At 58.0% G+C, this 19,828-nt stretch carries 29 protein-coding genes; 9 read left to right on the top strand and 20 right to left on the bottom strand.

All coding sequences use genetic code 11. From position 1 onward, the window contains the following. Positions 1–115: 115 nt before the first annotated feature. The 7 genes from B9A97_RS25130 to B9A97_RS25100 form a co-directional block, all read right to left on the bottom strand. Entirely contained in the window at positions 116–403 is a 288-nt protein-coding gene (locus tag B9A97_RS25130; protein WP_084368573.1) for a hypothetical protein, read from the bottom strand. Between the two features lie 70 nt (positions 404–473). Next, the gene (locus B9A97_RS25125; RefSeq protein WP_084368572.1) at positions 474–869 is read right to left on the bottom strand and encodes a hypothetical protein; all 396 of its coding nucleotides are present in this window, start codon (positions 867–869) and stop codon (positions 474–476) included. A 276-nt stretch (positions 870–1,145) separates the two neighbouring features. Further along, complete coding sequence (locus B9A97_RS25120) at positions 1,146–1,514, bottom strand: hypothetical protein (protein WP_084368571.1); 369 nt, start codon at positions 1,512–1,514, stop codon at positions 1,146–1,148. Positions 1,515–1,580: 66 nt separating this feature from the next. Beyond that, positions 1,581–2,159 carry a hypothetical protein gene (locus B9A97_RS25115; RefSeq protein WP_084368570.1) on the bottom strand — a complete coding sequence of 193 codons (579 nt, stop codon included), beginning with the start codon at positions 2,157–2,159 and terminating at the stop codon, positions 1,581–1,583. Between the two features lie 315 nt (positions 2,160–2,474). Continuing rightward, complete coding sequence (locus B9A97_RS25110; protein WP_084368569.1) at positions 2,475–2,960, bottom strand: hypothetical protein; 486 nt, start codon at positions 2,958–2,960, stop codon at positions 2,475–2,477. Positions 2,961–3,022: 62 nt separating this feature from the next. Continuing rightward, positions 3,023–3,391, bottom strand: coding sequence for a hypothetical protein (locus tag B9A97_RS25105; protein WP_084368568.1), 369 nt, complete (start codon positions 3,389–3,391; stop codon positions 3,023–3,025). A 606-nt stretch (positions 3,392–3,997) separates the two neighbouring features. Next, on the bottom strand, positions 3,998–4,621 hold the full coding sequence (locus tag B9A97_RS25100) for a hypothetical protein (RefSeq protein ID WP_084368567.1): 624 nt from the start codon (positions 4,619–4,621) through the stop codon (positions 3,998–4,000). 121 nt (positions 4,622–4,742) lie between these two features. Here B9A97_RS25100 and B9A97_RS25095 point away from each other — a divergent pair, with 121 nt between their 5' ends. The 3 genes from B9A97_RS25095 to B9A97_RS25090 all read left to right on the top strand — a co-directional run bounded on the left by B9A97_RS25095 (position 4,743) and on the right by B9A97_RS25090 (position 6,115). After that, positions 4,743–5,135 (top strand): hypothetical protein, encoded by a 393-nt coding sequence (locus B9A97_RS25095; protein ID WP_084368566.1) that lies wholly within the window; start codon positions 4,743–4,745, stop codon positions 5,133–5,135. 184 nt (positions 5,136–5,319) lie between these two features. After that, complete coding sequence (locus B9A97_RS29940) at positions 5,320–5,493, top strand: hypothetical protein (protein ID WP_179145395.1); 174 nt, start codon at positions 5,320–5,322, stop codon at positions 5,491–5,493. After that, a complete protein-coding gene (locus B9A97_RS25090; RefSeq protein ID WP_084368565.1) occupies positions 5,474–6,115 on the top strand; it encodes a zeta toxin family protein in 642 nt (213 codons plus the stop codon). The genes B9A97_RS29940 and B9A97_RS25090 overlap by 20 nt, the downstream gene beginning before the upstream one ends. A 93-nt stretch (positions 6,116–6,208) precedes the next feature. Here B9A97_RS25090 and B9A97_RS25085 read toward each other — a convergent pair. Further along, a protein-coding gene (locus B9A97_RS25085) for an IS3 family transposase (protein ID WP_143530707.1) occupies positions 6,209–7,296 on the bottom strand; the annotation gives its coding sequence in 2 pieces (ribosomal slippage) (positions 6,209–7,035 and positions 7,035–7,296; 1,089 coding nt in all). A gap of 258 nt (positions 7,297–7,554) precedes the next feature. On the opposite strand from B9A97_RS25085, the gene B9A97_RS25080 reads away from it, so the two are divergent. The 5 genes from B9A97_RS25080 (at position 7,555) to B9A97_RS25060 (ending at position 10,610) form a co-directional block, all read left to right on the top strand. Continuing rightward, positions 7,555–8,286: a hypothetical protein gene (locus tag B9A97_RS25080; protein ID WP_084368564.1), complete on the top strand. Its 732-nt coding sequence runs from the start codon at positions 7,555–7,557 to the stop codon at positions 8,284–8,286. Positions 8,287–8,291: 5 nt separating this feature from the next. Beyond that, on the top strand, positions 8,292–9,305 hold the full coding sequence (locus B9A97_RS25075; RefSeq protein WP_084368563.1) for a hypothetical protein: 1,014 nt from the start codon (positions 8,292–8,294) through the stop codon (positions 9,303–9,305). Between the two features lie 58 nt (positions 9,306–9,363). Next, positions 9,364–9,576: a DUF982 domain-containing protein gene (locus tag B9A97_RS25070; protein WP_143530706.1), complete on the top strand. Its 213-nt coding sequence runs from the start codon at positions 9,364–9,366 to the stop codon at positions 9,574–9,576. A 139-nt stretch (positions 9,577–9,715) separates the two neighbouring features. Further along, entirely contained in the window at positions 9,716–9,955 is a 240-nt protein-coding gene (locus B9A97_RS25065; RefSeq protein ID WP_084368562.1) for a hypothetical protein, read from the top strand. A gap of 31 nt (positions 9,956–9,986) precedes the next feature. After that, positions 9,987–10,610: a hypothetical protein gene (locus B9A97_RS25060; protein WP_084368561.1), complete on the top strand. Its 624-nt coding sequence runs from the start codon at positions 9,987–9,989 to the stop codon at positions 10,608–10,610. Between the two features lie 61 nt (positions 10,611–10,671). Here B9A97_RS25060 and B9A97_RS25055 read toward each other — a convergent pair whose 3' ends face one another. The 3 genes from B9A97_RS25055 to B9A97_RS25045 are packed head-to-tail and all read right to left on the bottom strand — an operon-like array spanning position 10,672 to position 12,876. Further along, positions 10,672–11,148 carry a hypothetical protein gene (locus tag B9A97_RS25055; RefSeq protein ID WP_084368560.1) on the bottom strand — a complete coding sequence of 159 codons (477 nt, stop codon included), beginning with the start codon at positions 11,146–11,148 and terminating at the stop codon, positions 10,672–10,674. Between the two features lie 8 nt (positions 11,149–11,156). Further along, positions 11,157–12,434: a Y-family DNA polymerase gene (locus B9A97_RS25050; protein WP_084368559.1), complete on the bottom strand. Its 1,278-nt coding sequence runs from the start codon at positions 12,432–12,434 to the stop codon at positions 11,157–11,159. A 1-nt stretch (position 12,435) separates the two neighbouring features. Beyond that, positions 12,436–12,876, bottom strand: coding sequence for a LexA family protein (locus B9A97_RS25045; protein ID WP_084368558.1), 441 nt, complete (start codon positions 12,874–12,876; stop codon positions 12,436–12,438). Between the two features lie 252 nt (positions 12,877–13,128). Between B9A97_RS25045 and B9A97_RS25040 the strand changes: the two genes are divergently transcribed. Next, positions 13,129–13,341: a hypothetical protein gene (locus tag B9A97_RS25040; RefSeq protein WP_084368557.1), complete on the top strand. Its 213-nt coding sequence runs from the start codon at positions 13,129–13,131 to the stop codon at positions 13,339–13,341. Between the two features lie 4 nt (positions 13,342–13,345). Here B9A97_RS25040 and B9A97_RS25035 read toward each other — a convergent pair whose 3' ends face one another. The 9 genes from B9A97_RS25035 to B9A97_RS24995 form a co-directional block, all read right to left on the bottom strand. Next, positions 13,346–13,756, bottom strand: coding sequence for a hypothetical protein (locus B9A97_RS25035; protein ID WP_084368556.1), 411 nt, complete (start codon positions 13,754–13,756; stop codon positions 13,346–13,348). Between the two features lie 89 nt (positions 13,757–13,845). Beyond that, positions 13,846–14,928, bottom strand: coding sequence for a BsuBI/PstI family type II restriction endonuclease (locus B9A97_RS25030; protein WP_084368555.1), 1,083 nt, complete (start codon positions 14,926–14,928; stop codon positions 13,846–13,848). Then, a complete protein-coding gene (locus B9A97_RS25025; protein ID WP_210189731.1) occupies positions 14,925–16,703 on the bottom strand; it encodes an HsdM family class I SAM-dependent methyltransferase in 1,779 nt (592 codons plus the stop codon). Before B9A97_RS25025 ends, B9A97_RS25030 begins: the two co-directional genes overlap by 4 nt. 98 nt (positions 16,704–16,801) lie before the next feature. Beyond that, positions 16,802–17,143 (bottom strand): DUF3768 domain-containing protein, encoded by a 342-nt coding sequence (locus tag B9A97_RS25020; RefSeq protein ID WP_084368554.1) that lies wholly within the window; start codon positions 17,141–17,143, stop codon positions 16,802–16,804. Between the two features lie 113 nt (positions 17,144–17,256). Then, positions 17,257–17,523, bottom strand: a complete 267-nt coding sequence (locus tag B9A97_RS25015) for a hypothetical protein (protein WP_084368553.1) — start codon at positions 17,521–17,523, stop codon at positions 17,257–17,259. After that, the gene (locus tag B9A97_RS25010; RefSeq protein WP_084368552.1) at positions 17,520–17,960 is read right to left on the bottom strand and encodes a hypothetical protein; all 441 of its coding nucleotides are present in this window, start codon (positions 17,958–17,960) and stop codon (positions 17,520–17,522) included. Before B9A97_RS25010 ends, B9A97_RS25015 begins: the two co-directional genes overlap by 4 nt. Further along, positions 17,957–18,970 carry a hypothetical protein gene (locus B9A97_RS25005; protein WP_084368551.1) on the bottom strand — a complete coding sequence of 338 codons (1,014 nt, stop codon included), beginning with the start codon at positions 18,968–18,970 and terminating at the stop codon, positions 17,957–17,959. Before B9A97_RS25005 ends, B9A97_RS25010 begins: the two co-directional genes overlap by 4 nt. An 11-nt stretch (positions 18,971–18,981) precedes the next feature. Then, positions 18,982–19,590, bottom strand: a complete 609-nt coding sequence (locus tag B9A97_RS25000) for a hypothetical protein (protein ID WP_084368550.1) — start codon at positions 19,588–19,590, stop codon at positions 18,982–18,984. Positions 19,591–19,601: 11 nt separating this feature from the next. Then, positions 19,602–19,793 (bottom strand): hypothetical protein, encoded by a 192-nt coding sequence (locus B9A97_RS24995; protein WP_084368549.1) that lies wholly within the window; start codon positions 19,791–19,793, stop codon positions 19,602–19,604. Between the last annotated feature and the right edge of the window lie 35 nt (positions 19,794–19,828).

The following is a 19,828-nucleotide window of genomic DNA, read 5'->3' as shown; positions in this document are numbered from 1 at the left end:
GAGGTGTCTGGACATGGGCAGTGCTGGCTTCCGATAAGTTGCCGGGGTGAAGTCCGGGAGTAGAAGGAGACAGGATAGCCGTTCTCCCTGTATTCCGGAATCCCCAGGAGATCGATCAGGCGGCCTCGGCTTCGGTGTTCTCGTCGGTGATGAGATCTTCGATCCTGCAGGCGATGTCTTCCATGATCCCGCCGAGCTTGTCCATCATGTCGAGGATCTCGGTGGCTGCTTCCCTCTGCTCGTCGGTGAACTCGCCTTCGATGATCTGCTCGAGTGCGATCAATGCTTTCCCGCCGTCGAAGACGGTGACGCTGTGACCGTGGCTCCAAACCTCGTCACTGTTCAGGATGCCGACGAGGCGGTGGCGGTAGACGTTCAGGGTCTCGAATACTGGATTGGACATGGGTTCCTCCTGTGATGTCCGGATTTCTGAGGCGAGCCTGGGGCGGCTCCTCAACCGCCCCGATCGTCGATCACATGTTGCTCTGAGAAAGGATGGCCTGCAGCTCTGGGTTCGTTACGCGGATCCTGATGCGGTCGAAGATCTCGGACGAGGCCATGCACTTCTCGATTTCGGTGAGCTTCCAGCCGTCGGCATCAAGACGGTAGTGGAAGTTGACAGACCGGGACTGCCGGGGTTTGCCCGTCCAGATGGCTCTCCTGAAGAACAGGGTCGCTCCCTCGAACTCGGCGGCAGGAAAGCCGGATTCAGCCAGTCGCTTGTCAGCGTGGGCGGGAGCGCCAGCGATCGTGTGAACTCCCGGCATGCTCTGTGTCGGCTTCGGAATGACGGAGAGGTAGAATGCCTTGACGGCATTCAGGTCAGTGATGGCGACACCGCCGTTTGGTGCTGTGAACTTCTTGGACATCTCAATTTCCCTATCTCTGAAGATCTCAGGAAGTCGTTGTTTTCGCTTCCCTTATGAATAGATTGCCTGTCGGCGGAGCCTACCGCAAGCGAAATAATCAGGAAAAATGACGATGCTAGGAAACCGGAAGGAATAGCCCGTGCAAATGCTCAACACGTCCACGAATTTTTTCTGAAACTGATGCTTGGGGCCATGAAAAAACCGCCGACAGGACATCCTATCGGCGGCTGCGGGTGGTCGGCTTAATTGTTGACAATGCGACCGATCGTCGATCGATCAGGCGGCGGTCATCCGGGCGGCCAGCTTGTCAGCGAAATGCCTCCCCTTGACGGCGGGGATCGGGGCGGGCGCCTGGACTTCGGCGTCGTTCTCATCGATCGCTGTGATGAGCATGGGTATGATCTCGCGGGACAAGTGAACATCGAGCACGTTGAGGTGTCCTTGCCGGACATACAAGCTGACAGCGCGATCCCAAGCCTTGTAATCGGCGGCAAGTGCGACAATCTCGGCTTCGCTGTGCGTCTGCTGCAGAACGCGGACGGCACGCATCATGGCCTGAGCTGCAGAACCCGGATCCCGGTCGGCGCGACTGTGGCAGCGGACGGCATCCACGACGGCATCGTAAGTGGTGTATTCCTCGGTCATGGTCTCTCTCTTTCTACTCCGAAGGGCAGGGGGCGGCTCCTCCAGCCGCTCCCTCTCTCGTTGCTGTCAGGCCGCGATCTTTGCTGCTGCTCTCCGGTTCATGACATCCGCGATGTCGTCTTCGATCTGGTCGTCAGTCAGGCCGCTGGCCTTTCCGGCGGTGATGACCGCGCCCCGGAGGGCAACGAGACCAGTCGGGTTGCCCTGCCATTCTTCCATGGCGACGCGGGCTTCGAAATACTGCATGAGGGCGAGATCACGCCTCGCTTCTTCGACCTCTTCGAGAGCTTGGAGGAGGCGGCCGGAACGCGCTGCCAGTTCGTAGCGACCGCTGACCAGAGCGCCGACGGCAGCAGCGCGAAGGGTGAAGGCTTCGGAGGTAAGGCCATCGAAGGAAACCGCGGACACGATGGTCAGACTGCGGGTCTTCGCGAACTTGGCGAGTTCGACGAATTCTTCACCGCTGAGGCTGCGCGTCATGATGGTGATGACGGATCCCTTCGGGCAAGACACGATGCGTTGCATCAGGCCATAGGCGCTTGCGAAAACGCCGCCTTGAGCGAGTTCCTCGCGGCGCGCGACCGGAGTCGACATGAAGTCTGAGGAGGAGAAGAGGGATATGTTCTGAGCGAGTTTCTTAGCCATTTGGTGTGTTCCGATCTCTCTGGATGTCTCAGGAAGTCATTGTTTTCGCTTCCCTTACATTCATATTGCTTGTCGGCGTGGCCTACCGCAAGCGATAAAATACAAGAAAATAGCGATGCTTAGAAACCGGAAATAATGCGTTCGGAATAGCGAAGCATGTCCACGAATGTTTATTCAAAATAGTTCTTGGCGGCATGAAAAAACCGCCGATGGTCGGCGGTTCTATCGGCGGTTCTATCGGCGGCTAGCGATCGTCGATCGGGGTATCTCCTCCCGGTGTGGATGGGGAAGCCCTCCCGGCCTCCCCAGTTGATGTCAGGCGGCGGTGAGGAAAGTGTCGATGGCGGCCTCGTTGCCGTCATGGGCGGCAACACACCGGGCAGCATCACCGTCTCCTGCTGCGGCTCTCCTCCTGGCATCGGCCAGCGCCTCGTCATCGGTTGCGAAGGTTTCCATCTCGTCCATCTTCTGGATCGCTAGACAGTCTCTGGCGGTGTCGTAGACAACAGCCCAACCCCTCTGACGATCCCTCGCGGCTTGTGCTGCCTCCGCTTTCTGGTCTTCGGTCAGGCAAGCAAGCAAGGCGTTTAACTGCGCCTGTGCTGCCTCCTGCCTGGAGCAGCCCTGATCGACCATTGCGCCCCATGTGCCATCGGTCAGGTCGTGGCTAAGTTGCCACTCGACAGGCTCGCCCTCCGTCTGCTGGATCCAGTGATAATCGACATAGTTTTCGTCGTTGTCCTTGAACTGGAAACGCATCGCGGCCGGATCGGGCATATGGCGTTCAAGTGCTGCGGTCATGGTTTCTCTCCCTCTAATTCTGGAATGGTGGGGAAGCCCTCCCGGCCTCCCCAGTTGATTGATCAGGCGGCCATCGCGGTGTCTACATTGGTGACGATACTGTCGGCCAAGGCGCGTCCGAGATCCTCAAGGTGTCCGGTATCTCTTTCGCGGATGCGGATCATCTGCCGTTCAAGGCGGTCAAAGATGTCGGCAAGGGAGGTGCGGTTGTAGCGGCGGAACGCGGTGTCTGCACGCCGGAAGAACTTCTCTGCAATGATGAGGTTAGCGTAAGCGCCGTAGTGCTCAGCACCCTCAAAATCGAACGAAGAGTAACGCAGGCTGTAGCTGAGATCCAACAGGGTCGCCTCGTCCTCCTTGCTGATCGAAGCGTCGAAAGATGCATCATCAAGGTAGCTGCGGATCGTATCGATGATTTCTTGCTCGTTCATGGGATTTCCTTATCTCTGGTGGTTTCTTGTTTTCGTAAGCATTTCAGTTGCTTACCTATTAAGTTTGCCTGTCGGCGGAACATACCGCAAGCGCAAAAATCGAAAAAAACGCAAATAAATCAATTATTTAAGTCAACAGAATTGGCCGAAATAGGCGCCAACGGTGGCAAGCCGAAACCGATCCTCGCGGTCGCTGATGGAGATCGGCGCGCGGCTGGAACCGGACACCCGGCAGGATCGCAGGGATGCCGTGCTGGGCACCTAAAGGTCAGGAATCGACTACGCGAAGCGGCCTGAAGGGCTATCCTTTAGCCATTGTTTGCCCCGATCTTCTCTTTTCACGAACCTGATGCCCCTCAAGGGCATAGGGAGCGGCTTCGTCTTTGAAAGCCATCCTCGCACCACCGTCTCGCCCGTGAATAGACCAATGGCGGGTCAGATTGGCAGGGGCAAGGGGGTCTATGTGCGGGCAGCCGCGCAGCGGCAACTCGGCCCCCTTGAGGGGCTTTAGCCCCGACCCTGCCGGGCTGATCTGCCAGCAGTGTTCAAGGGCCTGATGGGGGTGCGAGGATGGCAGAGACCGATAACGAGAAAATCGAAATCGACTTACGCTGCAAAGGCAGCTCTCTGCTCGTCCTCCGGCATCTCAAGTCCAGTTTCCCGCTCCCTGATCCGAGACTGATATTCGCGGAAGGCATTGCGATCGGCTTGCGATCCGAACTGCGCGGTCAGTGATGCCTCTTCAGCGAGCGCAGCGGTCTTGAGACGGAGAACGGCGGCTGCATCACGTCCAGCGCGCTCGGCGGCCCTGCCAGCGGCATATGCAGCCTCTTCGCGGGTGGCTCGGTCGTGATCCTGTCGGGACATGCTGCAGAGTTGATCCAACGTCAGGATCTCGCCGTTCATGTAGCCGCCCCTGACGGCGACATGGTAGCCCTGATCGCGGAAGGCATCGACGATCGGTCGGGGATCGGCTGCAGCGTGTGGGTATGCTGAGATGAAGCGCTGGATCGGCATCATCTCGCCATCGACGCCTTTCCGGCCATGGATAAACTCGTAGCCCTCACGCTCGGCGGTCTTCTCGATGTCCGCGGAGATCTTCATACGCTCGGCCGTGCCAGCGTTCGCATGGTCGATGTACCGGGCATTCCGGAAGCTGACATCGAATGCGATCTGGCCGGGGAAGCGGTCGGCTGTCTCGAATATGATTTCCATGCGTTCTGCTGGCATCGGGGAGTTCCTCTCTCTTTCTATTTCCCGGATGGTTCAGCCTGCTCACGCAAGGAACAAAAGTAGCCAACGGTTACAGGTCCGGATAGAAAGTGGGGAGTAGAAAGAGAAGGTTTTGGGCATGGTGAGCGATAACGACGTGGTCCGCGCCGGAAGGTTGCCTGAGGTGAAGGCATCGACGATCCGCCGGATGCTGACCGAACACGGCTTTCGTATCCAGTGGATCGCAGAGCAACTCGATGTGCCTGTCGAGACCATCGAACAGTTCGCAGCCGAGCTTCGATCCGTGGTGAAATCTGAGCAGATTGTCGAGCTGCTACCGTACCCAGTCGTCGAGCTGATCTCCGAGCTGTCAGGCTCGGACGATCCGGGAGACCAAGAACTGGTAGCCGAGTTTCTTCGACAGATGGCGCAGAAGGCAAATGCGATCCTCTACAGCCGCAGGCGATCTGAGATCGTCGCGCATATGCCATCCGGTGCACTGGATGAATACCGTGAGGACGATCCTGAATAAAAGAACCCCGCAGGGTGAGCCGCGGGGTCAAGTTTCAGAGATAGAGGAACGGAAGATGCCCGAGGGCTTGAAGGCCGTCTCCCGCGACCTGTTGGATCCAGTGTTGCCGTCGGCGGAACCTGAAACAAGCGATATTTGCCGTCCGGCGCGGGAAGCGCTATATTGAGGCCATAGGAGATCGACGATGCTTTTGAAGAAGTACGACGAAAACAAGGAAGCCCTGATGCAGATCGGCCGGGAAGCAATTGCCGAGCGCCGCCGTCTGGGCTTGCCGATCTCCGACCGTGATCTCGCCAACGAGGCAAAGGATCGCGCCGAACACGAGGAAGTCCGTGTTCATGCTGCCATGGGGCAGTAACCAATTGCAGCCATCCTGTATCATTCTCGGCGGTCCTAACGGATCCGGCAAGTCGTCGGCATATGCGAAGCTGCAGCTCGACGGCGTGTGGATCAATGCCGACGAGATCGCAAAGGAGCTGACCAGAACAAGTGACGGCCGAGCTGCGGCCATGGCAGCGGGTAGGGCGGCCATCCGCAAGCTCGCGGAGATGATCGAAACCAAGACATCTTTCATCTACGAAACGACCCTGAGCAGCCATCAGTCCGTCAATCTGATGCGCGACGCTAAGGCGGCCGGGTTCTCGGTCGCGCTCTATTATGTCGCCCTGGATTCGGTTGAGAGGAACATTGAGCGCGTCAGGCAGCGTGTCGAAGCTGGCGGCCACGATATCCCCGAAGACGACATCCGCAGACGATACGAAGGATCCCTGGATAAACTGGCTGCGGCACTGGGCCATGCGGACGAGGCGCTGCTGATCGATAACAGCGGTCTGGAACCTCACGAGGTCTTCCGGATCGAAGCTGGCGCAGTCGTATCGTCTGACTTCGACGATCGGCTCTATCTGCATCATAAGATGGTCCAGAGCGTCTGCATTGCCTATGACTTGTACCGGGTCGGCAATGTCTTCAGGAAGCGGTAGAATAGGAAAAGGCTGCCTCCGGTAGACAGCCCTTTCGATGTCGCGCCATATTTCGGTAATCCCCCCGTTTTTAGCGGGGCTCGATCGTAGAATTCACGCGGCCATTTTCAGTTTCTGTGCGGGTGTAATGCCGCCGATGCCCATGTTGGGCCGTTCATTGTTGTAGGTCCATAGCCACTGCGTGGCAAACTCTTGTGCCTCCTCAATGCTTTCGATGATGTGCTGGTCTAGCCATTCGTGCCGAACCGTGCGGTTATAGCGTTCGACGTAGGCATTCTGTTGCGGCTTGCCTGGCTGAATGTGGCTCAAGGCTATTCCCCGCTTCTCTGCCCATTCCATCAGCTTGCCACTGATATATTCCGGGCCGTTATCCACCCGTATGGCCATGGGCTTGCCGCGCCATTCGATGATCTGGTTCAGGCTCCGGATGACGCGCTCGGCAGGTAACGAGAAATCCACCTCAATGCCCAATCCCTCGCGATTGAAGTCGTCCAGAACATTCAGCAGCCGAAACTGCCTGCCGTCCTCAAGGCGATCCGCCATGAAATCCATGGACCAGACCATGTTTGGTGCTTCCGGCACGGTCAAGGCATCGGGTTTGTCACGCTTCAGGCGCTTGCGCGGCTTGATCCTCAGGTTCAATTCCAGCTCGCGATAGATGCGATAGACCCGCTTGTGGTTCCAGCGATGCCCACGGACATTGCGCAGGTAGAGAAAGCACAGGCCGAAACCCCAGCTCTTCTTGGCCCGCGTTAATCCGATGAGCAGATCGGCAATCTCCTCGTTATCGTCGTTCAGCTTGGCGCTATAACGATAGCAGGTCTCGCTGACACCAAAGGTGCGGCAGGCGAGCGCGATGCTCACCCCACGCAACGCCACTGCTTTCCCGGCCATCTCCCGGCGTTGAGATGGCCGTGTCACTTTTTTCCCAAAGCCTCTTTGAGCAATTCGGCCTGCATGCTCATCTCGGCATACATCTTCTTCAACCGTCTGTTCTCGTCTTCCAGAGACTTCATCTGACTGATCATGGACGCGTCCATACCGCCATATTTGGCTCGCCATTTGTAAAAGGACGCTGTGCTCATCCCGTGTTCCCGGCATAGCTCGGGCACAGGGACCCCACCTTCTGCCTGGCGAAGGATGGCTAGGATTTGCGGTTCGCTGAATCTGCTCGTCTTCATCAAAATCTCCTCGATCATAAAGCCCGAGAAAATTCTACTTTTGAAGCCCGTTAATTGGCGGGGGGATTACCTTTCGACCTCGCACCCGCGAAATCATGAACTGCCTCCGTGAAGGCTTGCCGTCAGGGAAATCTATCGGGCGTGGGGTTCGTCTCCACAGTCAACATGATGGCCGCCGGCGGCCATCAGCGCAAGAGCAGCCATCTCTCTTCCTAATCCGAAAACGGTGCTATCTTCGCGGGAAACGAGGGGGTTTGCATGTTCTGGAAGAAGAAGCAGGAGCAGGATCTGACGGCTGCTGAGCCAGTCGTGGCAGCAGAGCCGACTGAGCCAACGCCGAAGTCAACGCAGGCCGAGCTTGAGAAGGCTGCGGAGAAGCTGGCCGCCTCGCTCCGGTCGTACGCGGAAGCCTCGTATGCTGCGAAGAAGGCGGTCCCTGACGAAGAGCTGACCGCTGCACATTACAAGGTTCAGATCGCTCGGAAGATCGCGACAGAAGGCCGGATCGCATATGCGCTCGGCAGATGTCTCCCGGAGCATATGGCCCACTGGCACGCATGGAGCCAGCGCGACGACTTCATGGACTGGGTGGGTTTCGATGCCGCCGACATCAGAGCCTCGCGAACGACGGAAGAGGACGGCATGCGGAGGGTTGTCGTGTCCACGAACGATTTCACCTTCCGGGATCGGCAATATCGTCTCGTCTTCAGGGACAGCGGCCTGTCGTCAGCGCCGGACGATCATGTCTATATCGGTGAGGTCCATTTCTACGCCGGAGACAACCGGGTCGCTAAGTTCGATGTCACCAAGGATCTGATGAAAGAATATTCTGAGTGGCAGTTCGCGGACCTGACCGGATTCAGGGTTGGCACCTGGATGCAAGAGGTCCTCGACATGGCGGCACAGATCGAAGCCAGCCGGGAGCAGAAGATGAACCGCTTCTCTGACGATCGCGCTCGACAGGCGGCGGCTGAGATCGATTTGGGTTGAACTCGATGTTGAAATTCCTTGCGAGCGTACTCGACCAAATGGATCTCGCGCTTGAACATATCGAGAGAGGCAGCGTCCATGACGCGCGGTTCGGCCTCATGCTGACGGACAATGCGCTTGAGCTGGCTATGCACGAGCTCGCCAAGAGCAAAAGCGCTGAGCTGGAGTCCTGGTACGGCCGGGAGCAGGGATATCCGCACAAGAAGGAGCTGGAGGAGGCGAGGGGTCGCGTCTTCGAGGCGAAGCTCAAGTTCGCAAAGCTCGAAGGCCTCGTGACAGAAGAGCAGGCGAGGACCATCGCCCTTATGCACGACTTCAGGAACGAGCTGTACCACGTCGGCCTGCAGCACGAGGCGATCCTACCTGCGATCTCGTCCTTCTACTTCGCCGTCGCGTGCGAGATTCTCGCAAACTATCCCATGAATGGGTTCTTCTACCCGTTCAACATTCAGCTCCCTGAGCGGTCCAAGAAGTATTTCAACAGCCGGAAGTACTCACCCGGCGAGATTGGGGACTTCGCGAGGGCTTGCCAGACGATGCTCACCAGGTGCGGCCACAAGAAGGGCGAGACGATCCGGGCGTTGGTCGATCACATGGATCAGATAATCGATGATGCTGACACGTATTTGGACATCGTTGCTCGCGGTGTCTACGCGGGGCAGGAGAAAACGAGGGACGAAGCAATCGTCTACTATCAGGTGTGGCCGCTCTCGTTCTCACGCGAAGGGCTGACGTTTGCGAAGGAGAACGGCTTCTCAGGGGCGACGCGGATCGAGCTCATCGAGTGGCTGGGGAAGAAGTACCCGCTGGCCTTCAAGAAGGATCCCATCAAAGGGTGGCGACAACAGGTCATCCGCTTGCGTTCAAAGGGCAACGCACATGCCGCCTTGGAGACCTACGTGTCGTTCATGGAAAAGACGGCCTCAGTCCGAGAGATGCTGTATGAGATTGCTGCGGCTGCTGAGGCGGAAATCGATCGGCAAGTTGATGAATACCGGGATCGGCAGAGAGGTGACTGAATCCACGCTCGAATTTGGAATCATCCCCCTGCAGATCGAATGAGGCTGCTTCCTCAAGCTGACATCGGCAGCCGAGCTGGCCGACTGCCTGATCCGGGATTGGCCTGTATCGACGGAGGGCGAAGCCTACCTGACGGCGCTGATGATGTGCGATGCTGTCTTGAGTGGCGGCGAGGACGATACCCCGGAACACGCTCGGGAAGCCTTTATTGAGGCTGCCTATGAAGCCGGATCGTCCGTTCTCGACGACAGCAACGGCCCCGATTTCTAGGTTCCGATAATGATGCTTATTGGAAATCAGGCGGTCGGAATTGTCGTACGAGGCATTGGTAGATAGGGTGGATTAGGTTCAATACAGACCCGATATGCCCTGCATTTTCAGGGCTTTTCGCGCACACGCAGGATGTCGAATGAAGCCATCAGAACAGATCAGGAAGCTCGCCGCTGAGCATGGCATCACTGCTGACCGTGAGTTCATCGACGACTGGGCCGATAAGGTTTCGGAGCTGTCCGGCGATACTGGGGAGCCGTCTGACGAGATCGAGCAGCTCCTCATCAATCTGAGACGCGCGGAGAAGATCGATCCCGCCTTCTCTCGACAGCTCTTCCACCTCTACATGACTACGGAGAAGCACCCCGGAATCCAGTGACGAGAAGACAGCAAAAGGCCCGGATATCAACATGAGCGACACGACACAGAGCCGGAGCCTTCAGATCAGTCCGAAATACACGGTCGCCTTCTGGCGCGGCCTCGAACTGGATCCCGACAATCCGAAGCAGGAGGACTGGGTGAAGGCCGTCGATGTTCTGAGGGATCGCATCCATGGCCGCTTCATCACGCCAGCGCAGACCCTGATCGATGTCGATAAGGCCAACAAACCGCAGACATTCGGCTTCGCGATCCTCGCCCTGGATTGCCTAGTTCTGGAAACCATTCAGGGTTTCAAGGAGGGCGTTCCCAACCACACAGGTCACAGCACTCGGCTGTTCAAGGCATTCCTGAGCAACTGGCAGCCGTTCCTCGACTGCCTCAATGCTGGAATGGTTGCCGCGACGAAGGCTGGGGAGTTCTACAAGCAAGGGCGCTGCGCCCTCCATCACAGCGGCGCGACCGACAAGATGACGGTCGGGATTAGCGGCCCGATGATGCGCTTCAATAGCGGCGAGATCACCGTCAATCGAACGCTATTTCACACTGAGCTGGTGGCGGAGTTCGATCGGTATTTGGAAGCCTTGACGGATCCCGCTTCCGTGGATCTCCGGAAGAAGTTTCTATTGAAAATGAATCCTATATGTGGCTTATAGGTGTGATAGAGATTGCGTAAAACCTAACGTTGCATAAGATAGTTTATGGAACTTCTGGCGGTTATCGCGGCATCATTCCCATGCGCCATTCGCTGTTTCCCTTCACGCCGCACTCGCATCGGAGCTTCGGCAGCAAGCTGGTTATCACCGTCTGCTTTCCATGCTGACGCGCCATCTCCCATCGATCGACAGGCGCAACCCGATCGCAGCTCTTGCAGCGGATCGCGAGCGTCTTCCACTCCGGCAATGATGCGAACGTGTACTGGGGATCGTTCAGAACCTCGGGATACGGATCCGGCCCGGTCCTGACCTTCGGCGGCTTCAGCGGCTCCGGAGGATCGGGCGCGAGCTCGCATGTCATCCGGTTCCGGCCGTTCATGTGAACGATGTACTTGCCGGGGCGCTCTCGGATCGCGGCCTTCAGTGCGGCGCTGGACACCGTGAAGCTCGATGAGGATGCGATCACTTCGATGATCGAGCCTCCTCCATCCGGGGGATCGTCCCAGACCTCTACGCGGAATGTGTGGTTTGTCTCCATGGACGTGACTATGCGCGGACAACCGGGAGATCTGCAAGCCGGGTCGTGTACCTGGGCGATCTCATGTTGGCCTTTGTCGCGAACGGCTGTTTGAAGCCCTCGCTGGCTAGGACGATGGTCTTCTTCCCCCACTTGTCGTTGACCGCATCCAGCGCCACCGACAGCTTTGCTGACTTCGCCTGCTCATGAGCGAATAGATCGACCGGGGCCAGCTCCTCCGGCACCAGGTCATCGAGCATGACGCCAGCTTTCGTGTAAGCATACCCATTCGCCTCTCTATTCCCCTTCCAGCCGCGCTCTGCGCAGCGCAGCGCTGTTTGCACCAGTGCCATGGTGGTATTCGACGGCGGTGATAGCTTGGCGGTCCTTGAGGAGCTGTCGCGAGCGGATCCGTTGTGCGGGTTCGTGTGGAAGAAGACGGTCATGTGAGCGGCTACCAGGCCGTGACGGCGCAGCTTCTCCGCTGCCCTCGTCGCATGGGCGGTGATCGCCTGCTGCAGGACGGCGAGCGATGTCATGGGCGTTCCGGCCGACCGGGTGACAGCCATCCCCTTTCGAGTGGGTTCGACGTCCTGGATCTCGATGCAAGGGATCCCGCGCAGCTCGGCCACCGTCCGCTCAAGTACGACGGTTCCGACGGACCGGGCGAGTGGTAGCGGCATGTCGCGGAGCTGGGCGACGGTATTGATCCCGAGGCCGCGGAGTTTCTCCGTAGTCCGGGATCCTACGCCCCAGACCTCCGAGACATCGGTGCGGGCCATGCAGTAGGCCGCAATGTTATCGTCGGTGAGGTCCGCGACGCCGTTGAAGACCGGATTCTTTTTCGCAATGAAATTGGCGAACTTCGCCATGGTCTTGCTCGGGCCGATCCCGACGCATGTGGGGATTCCGGTGTTCTGCCGGACGGTCGCCCTCATCTCGGCCGCGTGGTCGAGCATCCGGCCACCGAAGCCGCTCATGTCTACGAAGGTCTCGTCGATCGAATAGATTTCCGTCCTCGGGGAGAAGTCCGAGATCGTGGCTGCCACGCGCCGGGAGATGTCGCCGTAGAGGGTGTAGTTCGACGAGAACAACCGGATGCCATGCTCCTTCGTCTTCTGTTTGAAGAGGTGAGCGGGCTCGCCCATCTTGATCCCGAGAGCCTTCGCCTCGTCGGATCTGGCGACCGCACAGCCGTCATTGTTACTCAGAACAACGACAGGGACGCCGCGGAGACGAGGATCGAACAGGCGCTCGCAACTGACGTAGAAATTGTTGCAGTCGATCAGGGCAATGGGATCGGCCATCTCATTCGACCGGGTAGCGACGAGCGATGCCAGCCACAACACCCCAGATCTCGGTCGTCTCGAGGACTGGGAGTGGAGGGTAATGGTCGTCCGATCTCGCCTCGAGCCACAGTCGGCCGTCGCGCCTGGTCAGCACCTTCAGGAGCATGTCGCCGTTATGGAGGGCGAGGACAGTCCGGCCGGGTTGGACCTTCCCTGCCCTGTCTATTGCCACAAAGTCGCCGTCCAGGATCCCGGCGCGTGACAAGGAGTTGCCGGACACACGATACCAGAATGTCGATGTCTCCCTGCGCACGATCCAGGCGACGAGATCGATGGGATCTTCGAGGTCGTCGCCTGCAGGAGAGGGAAATCCTGCAGAGACCAGCAGGCCAGCGGTCCTGACCTCACGCAGCAGGTAATCAACGGTGACTGGCTCGACGATCGATAGGGCGGCTCTCATGAGGTTGGCATTCCATTCTCGTTTTTGAGAGAACGAAACCAGAACATTAGAGCGCGGTCAACAAATAAGAACAATCCAGGAACATTTTCTCCGGGGATTAAGAGCGCCCTTCGCAGACTTAACGGTTATCCCTTGGCCCAGCATCAGTCCGCTTGATTTCCAGCTTCCTCGATCGGAGAGTGGGAGTAGAGGGACAGGATGAGGGAACGGCTACCCCTGCCCCGCGTTGATGTCGGCAACAGGAGGGCTGCTATGGAGATCTCATCACCCCGGCACGAGCCGGATCATCCGGACTATGGTCTCGAATGTCAGGAGGCCATCGATCTCCCGGTCAGGGATCTCGTCGACAAGGCAATTCAGGCAGGATGGCCACCTCGGGTGATCTACAAGGCGCTCGAAGAGGTAGCTCGCAACCAGGCGCTCTCTTACGAGGAAGATCCGGATCCGGAAGACGATCCGGCCTGACAGCTCACATAGCTTTGCAGTTGCTGTCGTAGATCGAGATCGCGGCCACATGATCCTTCGTCAGCTTCTCGTCGTGCGAGATCAAGATGCTGAACACCGTTCTCGCCGGGCTATCGGTGTAGTTGGGAATTGACCACGTTTGCCGGACGATGGAACCATCCGAAGCGTCAGTGCGACTATGGCATACGATCGCAAAGGCCGATGAATCGGTTCCGGTCGCGCACTCAAGCGGCACGCTGAAGCTGCCGTCCGCATCCTTGATGTCGTAGCTTCCTTTGCCCTCGAGCGGTTGGATCGAGACCTGACGGCCCGCGTCATCCTTGTCGAGGCCTTGGCAGACGATCAGCTTCGGATCCTGGGCGAGTACGATCGACGGCATGAGAGCGGCTACCGCCACGATTGAAATGAGCTTCATTGAAATCCCCGGCTGTTATCGCCGTCTCGATACATCAATAGTCGGTCGCGTACATCAGGGTCATCACGCGGATCGTGGTGTTCTGATCCTCAGGATTCTCGGAGCCTGGATAGCTTCGTGGGCTGGTCGCCTCTTAGCTGAATTATATGCTCCGGTTCCGACACCAGCCAGACATACGAGCCCCACGCGATTTCAACGATAGCTTTCTTGAATTGGGATGTGGCTCTGTCGAGGAATGCGGTCATGAATGCCAGATGCTCTTCTTCGAACCCGGCTTCTTTCGCCAGTTCGGTGAGAGCTTCCTTCCTCTGACGGTTCACCGGGCCATCTGTCGCGACAACTTCGGTGAAGACGACGATCAGATCGCTCCCATCAGGATTGTCGCCCAGGTCAACAAGGATGATGTCAGGTAGTGCCTTCGAAGGATCGATGACGATCCCGAGGCTGGCTGCCAGCTTCTCGTCTCTCGCAACGACCTTGTTCCCGGATTCTGAAAGCCAGAGAACATGCGGCTGCTTCAGGAAGCGGCTGGCAAATTGCTCGATTACTGCCTTCGCAATGATGCTGGACGGCCCTGCGGATAGCTGCCTTGTCTCGCCGTTCGGGAACTTGACTGAAACGCTATCCTCGGCGGCGACAGCTCCGCTCGCAACCAGAGCCTGCCTCGCCAGCGCGGTCTTTGAGAGATGCCTTGCACGCCAGATCGTTGCCTTTGTCAGAAATTCATCGTGCGACAGCTCGGGGTCGAAGAGTTCGGCAAATTCACCTTCGAGCGCATACCTTCCTTTGCTCGATGTTGTCGCAAGGCCCTTGCGCTCGACGATCGCTCTGACGGTCAAGTAGCCCTCTCCAATGGTCTCGTCTCGAATAGGCTCTCGGGTGGTATCAGCAAACCATGGGGTGCCAACCGGAGGACTGAACCCGTTTTTTCCGGAAGCCTGATACCACTTTTCACGCTCGACGGGGTCAAGAAACGCAGTTTGGGCTTCCGTCATACGGCACACTTGGTTCGGTCTGATCCACCGATCCTTGCCTTCGATCGCGTCGGCATAGAGAGCCGTGAAAACCGTTCGTGCGGCCATCTCTCTAACCATGTAGGTTCGATTTTCCGTTCCTTCCGGGAAAATGAAAGCAAGGCGCTCTTGGATAGCTGCTACAGGCAAGACGCTCATCGGGCCTCTCTCTCGTAGAAAGAGCTGATCTTCTTCTCTATTTCCATCGCGCTTGCCTCACGTTTCAAAAGGGCCTCCACTTCGACGACTTCCTCTAGCGTGGGCATGGGAAGAGCTTCCAGTTCGTAGGCCGATACCGCCACGCTTCCGTTGATGCACCTGAATGCCCGATCAACAGCTTTAGAGTTCAGGATTGCCGAGACCGCTTCCGGCGACACCTTCGCCTCCTTTGGCGCATAGATGATGTTCAGATGGTTCTCGACGACCACGCCGCCTGTCCTGTCAATGAACGCCTGCGGAATGACAGCGGACAGCAGCCGCCGCTCCTGTTCTTTGGCGGTGGTCCTTTGAAGGAGAATGCAGGACTTCTTCGTGATCAGATGAGGTTGTCCTTGAAGCTCAATGAACGGCGCATGGTTTCTCCGTACAGCGCTGAAACTGAATCCGGCTGCTGTCACGGATTCAGCCCATATGATCGGGAGAAGCCCCTCTTTCGGGGTGTTTCGAAGCTGGGGTTTATGGCGGTTCCAGACAAGCTGCCCTGTCGAGATCTGATAGCCGAAGTCGGCCAGCCGTACAGGCATCTTCGAAAGCACCCCGATGCGGGAAGTGTCTGCGGCCGATCTGGGAATGATCCACGGACTTCCATCTGTAGGAATTGAAGCCGTGCCGATACTCTCGATCTGAGCCTGTTCGATCCCCTGCGGAACGATCATTGACACGGCTGCCTTCTTTCTCGACTTGCCGACCTTGTATGCGACAAGGATGGTCTCCTGCAGCACGTCGTCGAAAACGCCGTTCCGGTCGGAGATGAAGTCGAAGGCGTAGGGAGTTGTCTCCTGGGCGAGGATCTTCCGAAGAGCCTTGTAATATTGCCCGCCAAGGAACGAGGTCGGAGTGAGATACGCGATGGCTCCCTTGGGTTTCACTAGCCGGAGCGCGAGGTCGGTGAAGAGGCCATAGAGGTTCGAATGCCCATAAAGCGACCGGGCGTATTTCGCCCTCATTTCACCATCGAGCTTTACCCTTCCATACGGCGGATTGCCGATCACGAGGTCATAGGTGCCGATTTCGTCATGCGTTAGGGCATCGCCAATAGTAACGACCTGCGGGAACCGCCTGTTCGCGCTCGCACAGAGCGGCAGAAGTGCAGCCTCAATGAGGACCTGGGTCATCCAGGCTGCGAACGGATCGAGTTCGATCCCGCGCAGTCGGCCGACGATGTCTTCCAGGATGTCGCTTGGCTCCTTTCGAGTAGTCTCGCGGAGCATCCTAAGTCCGACGGGAGCCAGGAATGCCCCTCCCCCGCAGGCAGGATCGACTGCGGTACATGTCCGAAAATCGATTCCGGCTTTCCCTGCGAGATCAAGAAGTCGGCTGACCATCGGAGGCGGCGTGTAGTACGCGCCCATTTCCGAGCGCATGGCATCGGGCAACATCACCGTATAGATCGATCCGATCAGGTATCCTGCATCCTCTACCGGAAAGGAAGCTACCAGCAGCCCCAGTTCGTGTGCTGTGGCTGAGGCATCTCCCGTCAGAGCTGGGAGCGACAGCCCCAATGCTTGGATGTCCCACGTTACACCCGCCTTTTTGCCGACTGCTTTCCAGTATGAGGTGATGACCGCCGAGCTGAATGACCTGGCAAGCGAAAGTCGGGCCACATCAAGAACAGGGAGGGAGGCATGGCGGCGCGCTCTCACCTTCAGCATGTGATACTGCTGAATCGGAGACGAAAACTCCCCTTCAGCGTATTTTTGTTTCTGAAAACCCACGCTTTCCCCTCACTTCTCAAATCAGCTATCGCACACAATCCCGAAAGTTTCGAGAATCCATCAACAGGGACCGACGGCGAGTTCAACGTAGCCCGCAATCAGTAGTCCTCGGCATACATCAACGTCATCACCCTGATCGTGGTGTTCTGATCCTCAGGATGCTCGGAGCCGTGCATCTCGTCGAGCGAGTAGTAGTCGATCTTGAAGATGAAGCTCTCGCCGTCGACGTCGAACTTGCCGAAGTCATGTTCCCGGTAGGGGTCGTCTCCCTCCGGCCATTCGTCGAAAGCTGCTGCAGCCCGGTAGACGCGGATAATCTTTTCCCTGTCCTCCTGCCCGAGCTGGCCCATGGCGACCATGCTGCCATTCAGTGAGCGGCCGTTGATGCGCAGCTCGTCGTTGAGATCCCGGATGCGCCGGGTTCGCTCTTCGTCGATCACGGATGCGACCTCTTTCCTCTATTCCATATGAGACGAATACGGACATTCCGCCCTGTTGCGAGACCGATACGGACATCCTGAAGACAATTGGCGGCGCTCCGAGACGACTACGGTCATTCGGGCAAGATCCCCGGAGGGATCGCACCACGATGTTCGATGTCGTATCCAAGCTCCCGCAGGGCGGCGACCAGTGCGGTCGGAGACGACTGCTCGTCGATCTGGATCTCACCATAGCCCTCCCATTGGCGGCGCTCCCATGACCGAAAGACGGCCTCGAATGCTTCGTATTCGGAATCCGGCATGGGGAAAGGCTCTGGGAAGTGCGCGAAGGCGATCTCGCCGCCATTCAACGGCTCCCACTGGATCACGAGCCTCTTCATAGAGTGCCCTCCAAATCGATAGGGACACGGAAGCAGGAAGGAATATGGCCGTAGTGGACGGTCGCAATCCCGGCATCCGTAAAGATCGCCTTGAGCTTCTCGGGGGTCGCCTCACCCGGCTCTAAGGCTCGCCAGTCTCGATCTCGACTGACGACGCGGTGGAAACCTGAGCTATTGATCAGGGCGCGGAGCGCGTCACGGTCCTTGGTCGTGCCTGCGGGAACGCGATAGGCGTAGAAGCCGAAGGTCGGCTCTCCACCATAGTCGGCGGCGAGATCGTCCATGGTCGGTTCACGACCTTCTACGACTGCGGCGACTTGAGCCTTGTTGCTGTAATGCTCTTCCCACTGGCATACGACCTGAAACGCATCCGCGTTCCGACCGTGGAGCGTCTGCTTGATGCGCCGTCTTCCGGAGCTCGGCACGAAAACTTTCATTCCACGCCTCCATCGAGCGGCTTTTCAGAGTGGCCGCCAAGGTAGTGCTGGACAGCAAGGCCGATGAGCTGCTCGGCCTGCCAGAACTCCATGCTCGCGGCCGAGATCCGCGTGTCGCCGTGTCGGCCGCCGTAGCGCCAGCGCGGAAACAGTTCGGGATCGGAGCCGCCGATGCGAACCTCCCAGAAGTCCCCTTTGGTGACGAAGATCCAGTCTTCGTGGCCGAGCGCCCCCGACACCCAGATCGGAGCGTTCTCCGAGATCTCGACGAAGTGCGGCTCTTCTCGAGGGAACGTCTGCCCGACCTGGAAGCCAGCCATCTTGAAGCTATCTATGATCTCGCCGGAATGGATCTGCGGGAACGTCAGCGACGTTCCATTGAGGAAGCCATCGTGGTCTTCGACAGTAGTCATGAACTGCTGGCGCTTCTCAGGTGTGAGCTTGTCGAGACCACTGACGCTGCAATTGATAGAGTTCGAATCCGCGTCTCGAAGGCTCCACCGGAGCATGACGTAACCAGAAATCATTTCGGGAACATCGCCGCGATGGAAGATCTTGGCGACCTCCATCTTCAGCATCGTTTCGAGAACGCCATAGGCATCCTCGTCGGAGGCATCGCCCATATAGGTCCATGCCTGCCAGCGCTCTTCCCAGCCCATGGCCGACAGCGCGATCCGAATGCGCTCCTTGGCCTCATCGGAAAGGCCGACCGGATAGGCGATCTTGAAGGAATGATACGACATCAAACCGGGGTTGCTGCGGAACCAGGTCAACACCGCGGACTTCGGCAGTCCGGTACGGTCATCGGCAACATCATCAGGATGCGAAACGCCATCAACCGGGATCGCGTCGTAGTCGATCTCCGGCTCCATGTCGGTGCCTTCGGGATGACCGCCCCCGCCGTTTTCGGCTCGCCATTTCTGCAACGTGTCCCAGCTCGTATCCATAAGGCGGCCATTCTCGCGCATACGACGGCGGCGTTCGAGAACCTTGGCATCGATAACGGTCATGGGCAGGCTCCTTAGTGAATGGTGGGTGCGACTGCAGCCGAGGCCTTGGGCCACTGTCCGCTGTCTTCGGAATGGCGGGGCGCTTTCGCCGAGCAAAAGAAGCGCTGGCCGGAATCATTGTGAAAGATCGTGAAGGTCCACCCTTTGGCCAACGCCAACCTCAAGGCCTCATTGGCATCAAGCATCTTGTCAGCCTCCTCGGCACCTGGACGCTCTTTGAGCCAAGAGTCCAATTCGACGAAGGCTGTGCAGATGCCTGTCAGATACACCTCTGCGGCCCTGCAATTATGCTTGCTGGAGACGGCGGCAATCTCATCAAAAAGTTCGAGATATCGTTGCTTTCGTGCAGAAACATAGACGAATGTGATCTTGCCTTGTGCCCAGACCACCTCCCAGCCCGACTCGGACAACTTGGAATTAATGCAGGGCAGAAGAGGCAAGGCATCCTCACCCAAAGCTGCCGCGGCCAGCTCCGACATCTTCCGCTCCTCTTCGATGTCGCCTGGAACCCGCAGATATTCAGAGATCAGATCAACGATCCGTGCAGACGTGCCAGAAATCACCGGAGCATCCTGAGGGATAGTCTTTCGAGATAGGAGGCCGATCAGCTTCTTGAGCAAGGCAGGCTCCCTCAGATTTCGTCGTGCTTACGCGCAAGGAACTCGTCAGCCGGGACGCAGGAAACGACATCGGCCTCATCAATCGCCGCGGCGATACGAGCTGCACGAGCTTCGCGCACCAGCTCGTCATTGCGATCCATGCGTTCGAGGGTCTGCTGACGGCGGGCTTCGATGATGGCGGCGGCTTCTGCGGACATCGGCATGTTGGTCTCTCCTCGTTTCGACGATCGGTGGTCAG

The organism is Rhizobium sp. RU36D (assembly GCF_900176345.1).
GTDB lineage: Bacteria > Pseudomonadota > Alphaproteobacteria > Rhizobiales > Rhizobiaceae > Allorhizobium.
This window is presented reverse-complemented; position numbering and strand designations above follow the sequence as displayed.

Bases quoted from the DNA above. Each gene is read 5' to 3' on its own strand.
- B9A97_RS25040 (WP_084368557.1), top strand. From the start codon at position 13,129: ATGGAGATCTCATCACCCCGGCACGAGCCGGATCATCCGGACTATGGT.
- B9A97_RS25030 (WP_084368555.1), bottom strand. From the start codon at position 14,928: ATGAGCGTCTTGCCTGTAGCAGCTATCCAAGAGCGCCTTGCTTTCATT.
- B9A97_RS25100 (WP_084368567.1), bottom strand. From the start codon at position 4,621: ATGCCAGCAGAACGCATGGAAATCATATTCGAGACAGCCGACCGCTTC.
- B9A97_RS25080 (WP_084368564.1), top strand. From the start codon at position 7,555: ATGTTCTGGAAGAAGAAGCAGGAGCAGGATCTGACGGCTGCTGAGCCA.
- B9A97_RS25015 (WP_084368553.1), bottom strand. From the start codon at position 17,523: ATGAAGAGGCTCGTGATCCAGTGGGAGCCGTTGAATGGCGGCGAGATC.
- B9A97_RS25050 (WP_084368559.1), bottom strand. From the start codon at position 12,434: ATGGCCGATCCCATTGCCCTGATCGACTGCAACAATTTCTACGTCAGT.
- B9A97_RS25125 (WP_084368572.1), bottom strand. From the start codon at position 869: ATGTCCAAGAAGTTCACAGCACCAAACGGCGGTGTCGCCATCACTGAC.
- B9A97_RS25110 (WP_084368569.1), bottom strand. From the start codon at position 2,960: ATGACCGCAGCACTTGAACGCCATATGCCCGATCCGGCCGCGATGCGT.
- B9A97_RS25035 (WP_084368556.1), bottom strand. From the start codon at position 13,756: ATGAAGCTCATTTCAATCGTGGCGGTAGCCGCTCTCATGCCGTCGATC.
- B9A97_RS25055 (WP_084368560.1), bottom strand. From the start codon at position 11,148: ATGGAGACAAACCACACATTCCGCGTAGAGGTCTGGGACGATCCCCCG.
- B9A97_RS25105 (WP_084368568.1), bottom strand. From the start codon at position 3,391: ATGAACGAGCAAGAAATCATCGATACGATCCGCAGCTACCTTGATGAT.
- B9A97_RS25065 (WP_084368562.1), top strand. From the start codon at position 9,716: ATGAAGCCATCAGAACAGATCAGGAAGCTCGCCGCTGAGCATGGCATC.
- B9A97_RS25060 (WP_084368561.1), top strand. From the start codon at position 9,987: ATGAGCGACACGACACAGAGCCGGAGCCTTCAGATCAGTCCGAAATAC.
- B9A97_RS25005 (WP_084368551.1), bottom strand. From the start codon at position 18,970: ATGACCGTTATCGATGCCAAGGTTCTCGAACGCCGCCGTCGTATGCGC.
- B9A97_RS25075 (WP_084368563.1), top strand. From the start codon at position 8,292: ATGTTGAAATTCCTTGCGAGCGTACTCGACCAAATGGATCTCGCGCTT.
- B9A97_RS25010 (WP_084368552.1), bottom strand. From the start codon at position 17,960: ATGAAAGTTTTCGTGCCGAGCTCCGGAAGACGGCGCATCAAGCAGACG.
- B9A97_RS25115 (WP_084368570.1), bottom strand. From the start codon at position 2,159: ATGGCTAAGAAACTCGCTCAGAACATATCCCTCTTCTCCTCCTCAGAC.
- B9A97_RS25095 (WP_084368566.1), top strand. From the start codon at position 4,743: ATGGTGAGCGATAACGACGTGGTCCGCGCCGGAAGGTTGCCTGAGGTG.
- B9A97_RS24995 (WP_084368549.1), bottom strand. From the start codon at position 19,793: ATGCCGATGTCCGCAGAAGCCGCCGCCATCATCGAAGCCCGCCGTCAG.
- B9A97_RS25045 (WP_084368558.1), bottom strand. From the start codon at position 12,876: ATGAGAGCCGCCCTATCGATCGTCGAGCCAGTCACCGTTGATTACCTG.
- B9A97_RS25120 (WP_084368571.1), bottom strand. From the start codon at position 1,514: ATGACCGAGGAATACACCACTTACGATGCCGTCGTGGATGCCGTCCGC.
- B9A97_RS29940 (WP_179145395.1), top strand. From the start codon at position 5,320: ATGCTTTTGAAGAAGTACGACGAAAACAAGGAAGCCCTGATGCAGATC.
- B9A97_RS25090 (WP_084368565.1), top strand. From the start codon at position 5,474: ATGCTGCCATGGGGCAGTAACCAATTGCAGCCATCCTGTATCATTCTC.
- B9A97_RS25130 (WP_084368573.1), bottom strand. From the start codon at position 403: ATGTCCAATCCAGTATTCGAGACCCTGAACGTCTACCGCCACCGCCTC.